10 protein-coding genes and 2 tRNA genes are annotated in these 9,616 nt (G+C 44.8%); all 12 read left to right on the forward strand.

Annotation, left to right across the window (positions count from 1 at the left end):
- The first annotated feature begins 134 nt into the window (after nt 1-134).
- Entirely contained in the window at nt 135-641 is a 507-nt protein-coding gene (locus WKT01_RS08055) for a CarD family transcriptional regulator (RefSeq protein WP_059066503.1), read from the forward strand.
- A gap of 156 nt (nt 642-797) precedes the next feature.
- On the forward strand, nt 798-2,111 hold the full coding sequence (locus tag WKT01_RS08060; RefSeq protein ID WP_059066504.1) for a hemolysin family protein: 1,314 nt from the start codon (nt 798-800) through the stop codon (nt 2,109-2,111).
- A 98-nt stretch (nt 2,112-2,209) separates the two neighbouring features.
- A complete protein-coding gene (locus WKT01_RS08065) occupies nt 2,210-2,923 on the forward strand; it encodes an IMP cyclohydrolase (protein ID WP_059066505.1) in 714 nt (237 codons plus the stop codon).
- 16 nt (nt 2,924-2,939) lie between these two features.
- The gene (locus WKT01_RS08070) at nt 2,940-4,118 is read left to right on the forward strand and encodes a phosphoribosylaminoimidazolecarboxamide formyltransferase (RefSeq protein WP_059066506.1); all 1,179 of its coding nucleotides are present in this window, start codon (nt 2,940-2,942) and stop codon (nt 4,116-4,118) included.
- Nucleotides 4,119-4,135: 17 nt separating this feature from the next.
- Entirely contained in the window at nt 4,136-4,573 is a 438-nt protein-coding gene (tsaE, locus tag WKT01_RS08075) for a tRNA (adenosine(37)-N6)-threonylcarbamoyltransferase complex ATPase subunit type 1 TsaE (protein ID WP_059066507.1), read from the forward strand.
- Between the two features lie 71 nt (nt 4,574-4,644).
- Nucleotides 4,645-5,832, forward strand: a complete 1,188-nt coding sequence (gene tsaB / locus WKT01_RS08080) for a tRNA (adenosine(37)-N6)-threonylcarbamoyltransferase complex dimerization subunit type 1 TsaB (RefSeq protein WP_340311946.1) — start codon at nt 4,645-4,647, stop codon at nt 5,830-5,832.
- A gap of 119 nt (nt 5,833-5,951) precedes the next feature.
- Nucleotides 5,952-6,185 carry a hypothetical protein gene (locus tag WKT01_RS08085; RefSeq protein WP_059066509.1) on the forward strand — a complete coding sequence of 78 codons (234 nt, stop codon included), beginning with the start codon at nt 5,952-5,954 and terminating at the stop codon, nt 6,183-6,185.
- Nucleotide 6,186: 1 nt separating this feature from the next.
- Nucleotides 6,187-7,092, forward strand: a complete 906-nt coding sequence (locus WKT01_RS08090; protein ID WP_059066510.1) for a ribonuclease Z — start codon at nt 6,187-6,189, stop codon at nt 7,090-7,092.
- Between the two features lie 53 nt (nt 7,093-7,145).
- Nucleotides 7,146-8,174 (forward strand): tRNA (adenosine(37)-N6)-threonylcarbamoyltransferase complex transferase subunit TsaD, encoded by a 1,029-nt coding sequence (tsaD, locus tag WKT01_RS08095; protein ID WP_059066511.1) that lies wholly within the window; start codon nt 7,146-7,148, stop codon nt 8,172-8,174.
- A 4-nt stretch (nt 8,175-8,178) separates the two neighbouring features.
- The gene (gene ispD, locus WKT01_RS08100) at nt 8,179-8,889 is read left to right on the forward strand and encodes a 2-C-methyl-D-erythritol 4-phosphate cytidylyltransferase (RefSeq protein ID WP_059066512.1); all 711 of its coding nucleotides are present in this window, start codon (nt 8,179-8,181) and stop codon (nt 8,887-8,889) included.
- Between the two features lie 68 nt (nt 8,890-8,957).
- A tRNA-Ser gene (locus WKT01_RS08105) sits at nt 8,958-9,043 on the forward strand.
- 257 nt (nt 9,044-9,300) lie between these two features.
- A tRNA-Ser gene (locus WKT01_RS08110) sits at nt 9,301-9,390 on the forward strand.
- Nucleotides 9,391-9,616: the final 226 nt, after the last annotated feature.

Below are 9,616 nucleotides of genomic sequence, written 5' to 3' on the forward strand. Positions count from 1 at the left end.
AAAACAACTTACTTCCTATCCGGAAAGATGTTAAAATAAATAGTAAGAATATCGAAAAAGACCGTTACAGTATTTGTACCGGTCTTTCTTTGGCTATACTTATACTGACAGAAGGAGCAGAAAGGAGGCAAAGCATGCTCAAATCCGGAGACGCGGTTGTGTATAAATGCAGAGGAGTCTATAAAATTGAAGAGATCGGAACGTTAAATTTTTCATTTGCGGACAAGAAACGAAAATATTATACGCTGCAGTCTGTAGACAATTCCAGAGATAAGGCGTATGTTCCTATGGATGACGTAAGTAATATCAGACAGCCGGTCAGCAAAGAGGAGGCGTTGGCGCTGATCGGAAGACTGGATGAGATAGAAGTATTGGGGATCCAAAACGAAAAGTACAGAGAACAGGAATATAAGAATTGTATTTCTGGATACCGGCCGGAGAGCTGGGTAAGAGTACTTAAGACGTTGTACAAAAGGACGAAGAGCCGAGGCAGTATGACGAGTATGGATAAGAAATATCAGATGCTCTTAGAACATGCGCTGTTCAGTGAATTCGCATTTTCACTGGGGATTCCAAAAGAAGATATACCGGAATTTATTCAAAGGCAAAAAGATATAAAGCAGGAACAGAGCAAAAAATAGAAAATGGAAATCAAATCTGCTTCTTGCGAAAAATATATGTACATGATATACTCCTTCTAAAAATATTTTGCAGAAGACAGGATACCTGCCGTGATACAGTGTTTTTGCAGTTAAGAACGGCAGAAACTGTCTTAGATTTAGGAGGAGTTATTTTTTATGGATGCAGACCCTGCGGGAAACTCGATTATTTCAACTTTATTGCTGCTGCTCTTTTTCACATTGATGAATGCTTATTTCGCCGGAGCAGAGATGGCCGTTGTATCGGTAAACAAGAATCGGATACGTGCACTTGCCGAATCAGGCAATAAGAAGGCGAAAGTGGTGGAAAGCCTATTTGAAGATTCCACGAAGTTTCTGTCGACTATCCAGGTCGCGATCACCTTTGCCGGCTTCTATTCCAGTGCTTCGGCGGCAGCGGGGCTGGCGCCTTATGTTGCCGGATGGCTGGCGCAGTATCAGATCCCTTACAGCGGCTCTATCGCAAGAAACGGACTGACGCTGGTGCTGATGTTTTTCAATCTGGTCTTTGGAGAATTAGTACCTAAGAGGATTGCCCTGCAGAAGGCAGAAGCTTTTTGTATGCTGACGGTCATGCCAATACACTATATATCGATCGTACTTTCCCCATTTATCAAGTTGCTTTCTGTATCGACAAAATGTGTATTGAAACTGCTGCGCATGAAGACAGAAGATCAAGAAGAAGCAGTGACGGAAGAAGAAATTCGAACGCTTTTAAAAATGGGAAATGAGACAGGGACGTTTGATGATGAAGAACGTGAAATGATCGATTCGGTCTTTGCTTTTGACGACAGAACGGCAAGAGAGATTATGGTTCCCAGAAGAGAGGTATATACGCTCAATATAGAAGAACCGCTGGAATATATATTGGATGAAATTTTGGAGACGAGACATACAAGAATTCCTGTGTATGAAGAAAATATTGATAATATCATCGGGATCCTGCATGTGAAGGATGTTATGATCGAAATGCGCAAAAGGAGTCTGGAGCAAATGGATGTCCGCAGTATGCTCCACAAACCATTTTTCGTACCGGAGACAAAGTATGCGGCGGAGTTGTTCCGTCAGATGCAGGAATCCAGGCGCCATATGGCAGTACTTGTAGATGAGTATGGAGGCTTTTCAGGAATCGTAACAGTAGAAGATTTGGTGGAAGAGATCATGGGCGATATTAATGAAGAATATGAAGAGGTAGAGCCGGAGATCGAAAGGCTGGATGCGTGTACGTACCGTCTTGACGGAAGCATATTGATAGAAGATTTAAATGAAGAATTACAGCTGAAGCTGGAGACCGAGAATTATGATACACTTTCGGGATATCTGATCGAGCGTCTGGGATATATTCCGGCAAAAGAAGATAAGACGGTGATAGAAGAAGAAAACTTGGTCTTTACAGTAGAAAAAATGAAAGACAATCGTATCAGCAAGGTATTCCTTATTATGAAAAACTAGAATCCGTATTGAACTTGCGGGTGCACAAATGTATAATAGCAGATGAGAGATGATTCCCGCCTTCTTGAGGCGGCGAGAAGCAAAGGAGAAGCGCAAATATGAAGATGTTATCAATCGAGCAGGAACTTCGGGAAAATTCTTACCCGGGGAGAGGCATCATTATCGGAAAGAGTAAGGATGGAAAAAAAGCGGTTGCCGCGTATTTTATCATGGGACGCAGTGTGAACAGCCGGAATCGCATTTTTGTAGAAGAAGGAGAAGGGATACGGACACAGGCGTATGACGAATCAAAATTGACAGATCCAAGCCTGATCATTTATGCTCCTGTACGAGTGCTGGGGAATAAAACAATTGTGACCAACGGAGATCAGACAGATACGATATATGAAGGCATGGACAAGCAGATGACATTTGAACAGACATTACGCAGCCGCGAATTCGAGCCGGATGCTCCGAACTTTACGCCGCGTATATCCGGGATCCTGCATGTAGAGAATGGAACATACAACTATGCAATGTCTATTTTGAAAAGCAATAACGGAAGCAGTGAGAGCTGCAACAGATATACGTTTGCCTATGAGAATCCAATGGCGGGAGAAGGGCATTTTATTCATACTTATCAGTGTGATGGAGATCCACTGCCAAGTTTTGAAGGAGAACCGAAGCTGGTATCTATTGAGGAAGATATAGAAGTATTCACAGATCTTTTGTGGAATAGTCTGAATGAAGAAAATAAGGTTTCTCTGTTTGTACGCTATATCGATATTGAAACAGGAAAATACGAGACAAAGATCATAAATAAGAATAAGTAAAGGAGCGCACGGTCATATGAAAGAATTAGAATTAAAATATGGATGTAACCCGAATCAAAAACCGTCCCGGATCTATATGAAGGACGGAAGTGAACTGCCGATCCAGGTACTTTGCGGGCGTCCGGGGTATATCAATTTCCTAGATGCGTTCAATGGCTGGCAGTTGGTCAGCGAGCTGAAAAAGGCAACAGGGCTTCCGGCAGCCACTTCCTTTAAGCATGTATCGCCGGCGGGAGCGGCAGTTGGTATCCCGCTGACGGAGACACTGGCTAAAATCTATTGGGTAGACGATCTGGGAGAACTTTCTCCTCTTGCCTGCGCTTATGCACGTGCGCGCGGTGCTGACAGAATGTCTTCTTTTGGAGATTTCATTGCCCTTTCCGATGTGTGTGACGTGGATACGGCAAAACTGATCAAAAGAGAAGTATCTGATGGTGTGATCGCACCGGGATATGAACCAGAGGCGCTGGAACTCTTACAGCAGAAGAAAAAAGGCAATTACAACATCATTCAGATAGACGAAACATATGTGCCGGAAGTATTGGAACATAAGGAAGTATTTGGCATTACTTTTGAGCAGGGCAGAAATGAACTGCATATCGATAAAGATTTCTTCTCTGATGTAGTGACAGATAATAAGGAAATCCCGGAGGATGCAAAGCGCGATCTGGCGGTCGCTATGATCACTTTGAAATATACTCAGTCGAACTCTGTATGTTATGTGAAGGGGGGACAGGCGATCGGGATCGGAGCAGGGCAGCAGTCCCGGATCCACTGTACACGTCTGGCAGGGCAGAAAGCAGATAATTGGTGGCTTAGACAGAGTCCGCAGGTACTTGGACTTAAATTTAAGTCAGGGATCGGGCGCGCGGACAGAGACAATGCGATTGACTTATATATTGGTGAAGAATATATGGATATTCTTGCAGACGGTGTGTGGGAAAATACATTCGAAGAAAAACCGGCAGTATTTACGAGAGAAGAAAAAAGAGCATGGCTTGATAAGATGGCAGACGTGGCGCTCGGCTCGGACGCGTTTTTCCCATTTGGAGATAATATTGAGCGGGCACACAAAAGCGGCGTAAAATATATTGCGCAGCCGGGCGGATCTGTCAGAGATGATCATGTGATTGCCGCATGCGATAAATACCAGATGGCAATGGCGTTTACTGGAATCCGTCTGTTCCACCATTAAAAGAACAGGGGGATGAAATGATACTGGAGACAAAAAGTCCTGAAGAGACGTTTTCGGTTGGCAGACGAATGGGAGAAAAGGCACATCCGGGACAGGTCTTTACCTTGATGGGAGATTTGGGCGTTGGAAAGACGGTCTTTACAAAAGGCCTGGCCAAAGGTCTGGGTATCGAGGAACCTGTGAGCAGTCCGACTTTTACCATTGTACAGGTATATGAAGAAGGGAGAATACCATTCTATCATTTTGATGTATACCGGATCGGGGATGTTGAGGAGATGGATGAAATAGGATTTGAAGAGTATGTCATGGGGGACGGTGTATCCCTGATCGAATGGGCAAATCTTATAGAAGAGATTCTTCCCATACCCCGTACGGAAATAACGATCGAGAAGGATCTGGAGCAAGGATTCTCATACAGGAAGATTACTATAGAAGAAATAAACGAAAAGAAATAGAGCAGTGTATGGAAGGGGTCAGACAGGTACTGACCCCATTTTATCCTGCAAAGTGAAAAGGAGAGGAAGCCATGAAAGTATTAGCGATTGACAGTTCCGGGCTGACGGCGGCGGCTGCTGTCGTAGATGAGGAGCAGACGATTGCGGAATATACGGTGAACTATAAGAAGACACATTCACAGACATTGCTGCCGATGATAGATGAAATTGTGAAAATGGTAGAAATGGATCTAAAGGAGATCGACGCAATTGCCGTGGCGGGCGGACCAGGTTCCTTTACGGGATTAAGGATAGGTTCCGCGACGGCGAAAGGATTGGGGCTTGCTCTTGATAAACCATTGATCTCTGTGCCTACGGTGGATGCGCTCGCCTATAATGTATACGGATGTACAGATATTATCTGCCCTCTTATGGATGCCAGGAGAAAGCAGGTCTATACGGGGATGTATACATTTTCCAGAAAAGCCGGGGAGATAGAAGGAGAAAATTTGGTAAGACCGGTCTTTCAGGTTATGAAGATGCAGATGGCGATTTCGGTGGAGGAATTGATCGGGCGGCTGAATCGATATGGACGTCCGGTGGTATTTCTTGGTGACGGTGTGCCTGTCTATGCGTCTTTGCTGAAAGAGGGATTAAAAGTGCCATACTCTTTTGCGCCCTCCTATATGAATCGGCAGAGGGCGGCTGTATTGGGCGCCCTGGGAATCGTTTACTATAAAGCGGGAAAATACGAATCTGCCAGAGAACACAGACCGGATTATCTGCGTGTATCTCAGGCGGAGCGAGAGCGCGCCTTACGGGAAAGTCAGGAAAAATTGTTCGTGAGAGAACTGAAAGAAGAAGACGCCGCAGCGGTGTCTGATATGGAACACCAGCTGTTTTCGGATGGCTGGAGTGAAAAGGGGATCATAGAGACGATTAAAAATTCGAATACGATCTGTTTGGCTGCTGTAAAGGCAGAAAAATTAATTGGTTATATGTTTGTATATTTTGCCGCAGGTGAAGGAGAGATCGCAAAGATCGCTGTGACAAAGGAGAAGCAGCGGCAAGGGGTAGCGCACCAGATGATGAAGGAATTGGAGCGTATTTGTAAATCCAGGAAAATAGGTAAGCTGATGCTGGATGTAAGGCAGAGCAATGAGGCGGCACAGACATTTTATAAAGCACAGGGCTTTGTCCGTGATGGAGAGAGAAAAGCATTTTACGAGAAACCATCCGAGGACGCTGTATTGATGAGCAGAGAAATCGCCTATTGGTAGAGACAGAATGGAAATCTTGTGGAGTATAAGGAAGCACTTCCCAGTAGGAAATGAGGCGCAGTATCGTTATAATATAGGCGTAGCAAGTAGAAGATCTGTTTTGCACAGGAGGAGACTATATGCGCCAGTATCAGGTAAAAGAGACAAAAGAAATCAAAAAGATTATTTGTAATAAATGTGGAAAAGAAATTCCGGTCATAAATGGAAGAACGGAGGAAGGCGTATTTAGCGTCGATCATATGTGGGGATATTTTTCAAACAAAGATGGGGAAAAACATACGTTTGATCTATGCGAATCTTGTTATGATGAATGGGTCCGTACCTTCCAGATACCGGTGGAAACAGAGGGATGATATGTTAGATGTATGTTTGCTTGGAAGCGGCGGTATGATGCCGCTCCCATATCGCTGGCTGACAGCGCTGATGACGAGATTCAATGGAAGCAGTCTGCTGATAGACTGCGGAGAGGGAACGCAGATCGCGATCAAGGAAAAGGGATGGAGTTTCAAACCTATTGATGTGATCTGTTTTACGCACTTCCATGGAGATCATATAAGTGGTCTGCCGGGTCTGCTTTTGACAATGGGAAATGCAGATCGGCGGGAACCCCTGACATTGATAGGACCTAAAGGACTGGAACGTGTTGTAAACGCGCTGCGTGTTATAGCGCCGGAACTGCCGTTTCCTATTATTTTTCGGGAAATCGAAGGGGCAGAGCAGACATTTGCGTTAAATGGATACAGATTGAAAGCCTTTCGTGTAAATCATAATGTTGTGTGTTACGGATATACAATGGAAATAGACCGTGCGGGAAAATTTGATGTAGAGAGGGCAAGAGCACAGGGAATCGAGCAAAAATACTGGAGTATCCTGCAAAAGGGAGAAACGGTAGAAACGGCAGAAGGAAGATTGACGCCGGACATGGTGCTTGGGCCTGCACGCAAAGGGATCAAGCTGACGTATACGACAGATACCCGTCCTACGAACTCTATCCGTGAGAATGCGAAAGGGGCGGATCTGTTTATCTGCGAAGGAATGTATGGAGAGAAAGAGAAGGCGTCGAAGGCTGTAGAGTATAAGCATATGACGTTCTATGAGGCGGCGCAGATAGCTAAAGATGCACAGGTGAAAGAAATGTGGCTGACACATTACAGTCCTTCTTTGACTCGTCCGGAAGAATATATGGATGAGGTTCGAAGGATATTTCCGGCGGCTAAAGCCGGAAAAGACAGGATGTCAACGGAATTAACTTTTTCATAGAGGAGAACCGGCAAAAAGGAGTTTGTGCAGCCGGGAGAGAAGAGAGGCTTTTTATGAAAGAAATCAAAGATATGAACATACTGGCGATTGAAAGTTCCTGCGATGAGACGGCAGCAGCTGTCGTGCATAATGGCAGAGAAGTGCTTTCTAATGTCATTTCATCGCAGATCGATCTGCATAAATTATATGGCGGCGTAGTACCAGAGATTGCATCCAGAAAGCATATTGAAAAGATCAATCAGGTGGTAGAAGAAGCATTGAAAGAGGCGGAGGTAACACTGGATGATATAGACGCAGTGGGGGTGACGTATGGTCCGGGGCTTGTGGGCGCTCTGCTGGTTGGTGTGGCTGAAGCAAAGGCAATCGCCTATGCAAGGAACCTTCCGCTTGTGGGTGTGCATCATATAGAAGGACATATTTCTGCAAATTACATCGAGCATCCGGAGTTAGAACCTCCTTTTTTCTGTCTGGTCGTATCAGGAGGACACACACATCTTGTGAAGGTAAAAGACTATGGCGTATATGAGATATTGGGAAGGACAAGGGATGACGCGGCAGGGGAAGCCTATGACAAAGTGGCGCGCGCGATCGGATTAGGATATCCGGGCGGTCCCAAGATCGATCGGCTTGCCAAGGAAGGCGATCCGGCGGCGATACGTTTCCCAAAGGCTCATATGGAAGACGCGCCCTATGATTTTAGCTTCAGCGGGTTGAAATCTTCTGTCCTCAACTATATCAATGGCTGTAAGATGAAAGGTGAAACTTATGATCCGGCAGATATTGCCGCGTCTTTTCAAAAAGCGGTGGTGGATGTATTGGTAGAAAAAGCGATGCGCGCGGCAGAAGAATTTGGTATCTACAAGTTTGCGATCGCAGGAGGAGTGGCGTCTAACAGTGCGCTGCGTGCCGGGATGGAAGCGGCATGCCAAGAGAGAAAGATCCAGTTTTACTATCCGTCTCCTATATTGTGTACGGATAATGCAGCTATGATCGGAGCTGCGGCGTACTATGAATACCTTGCAGGGACGAGACATGGCTGGGATTTAAATGCGGTACCGAATTTAAAATTGGGAGAGCGATAGGAGTATGGAAAAGAAAAAGTGTACAGCCATTGTCCTTGCGGCAGGACAGGGCAGACGTATGGGAACAAAGGTACGTAAGCAGTATGTATTGTTGGAGGGACGCCCGATCCTCTACTATTCGCTTCATGTATTTGATCTTTCTCCTTATATAGATGAGATCGTTCTCGTTGTAGGCAAAGGAGAAGAAGAATATTGTCGTAAGGAAATCGTAGAAAAATACGGGATCCAAAAAGTGCGGCGAATCATTCCGGGAGGTGCAGAGCGCTATCACTCTGTCTGGAAAGGATTAAGTGAAATCGAAGGCGAGGGGTACGTGTTTGTGCACGATGGAGCGCGTCCATTTGTGGATACTGCCATGATAGAGCGTGCATATGAGGCAGTATGCGTGTGTAAAGCGTGTGTGGTAGGAATGCCGGTGAAAGATACGATCAAGCTGGCAGACGAAGAAGAATTCGTCAAAGAAACTCCAAAGAGGGAATTTGTATGGCTTGTGCAGACTCCACAGGTATTTGACGCCGCTTTATTAAAGGAGGCGTATGAGCTTCTTTCACATAAAACACATATCCAGGTGACGGACGACGCTATGGTGGTAGAGCAGATGCTGCAGTATCCGGTAAAACTGGTCTGTGGCTCCTATGAAAATATCAAGATCACGACACCGGAAGATCTGGAAGTGGCGAAAGTGTTTTTATCAAGAAAACCCTTGACACAGTGACGGTGATTATGGTAGAATAATCCACGTCGCACAGAGAGGAATATGTTCTGTGTGAGTGGACTATATCAGGAGAGGTATCGAAGTGGTCATAACGAGGCGGTCTTGAAAACCGTTTGTCCGCAAGGGCGCGTGGGTTCGAATCCCACCCTCTCCGTTTAAAAGAAAAAGTGATAAAGCTTATGCAGAAAGCTTTATCACTTTTTTTATGAAAATTCCAGAGAAAATTTCTATATAAGTTTCTCTGAAGGAGGTTTTGCGACTGCAGCTATATCATGAAGAAAGCACACAACATATAGTACTTAAAATGTAGAAAGAGTACTGTATATTTGGGGAGAAAAAAATGTTTGAGAAAAGTGAAAAAAGTACTGGACAAGGACGGGGATTTCGTGTATATTAAATAGCGAACGTTTTGGAGAAGTACCCAAGCTGGCCGAAGGGGCTCCCCTGGAAAGGGAGTAGGTCGTTAGTAGCGGCGCGAGGGTTCAAATCCCTCCTTCTCCGTTTGTTTCTCTTTTTGGAGAAAAGAGAAGCAATGTGTCGGATAAGTTAAGAATATAGAAAGAAATGTAAAAAAACTTTACAAAATGTCTTGACAAAACCACACAAAAGATGCTAATATGGTTAAGCTGACTCGCAAGGGAAAGCGAAAAGAAATTAGCAAAGAAAAATAAAAAAGTTCTTGACAACAGGCAATGAGTTTGGTAAGATAAAGAAGTTGTCGCTCAAG

It is taken from the genome of Mediterraneibacter sp. ICN-202921, from assembly GCF_037890075.1.
In the GTDB taxonomy this organism is placed as follows: Bacteria; Bacillota; Clostridia; order Lachnospirales; family Lachnospiraceae; genus Mediterraneibacter; species Mediterraneibacter massiliensis.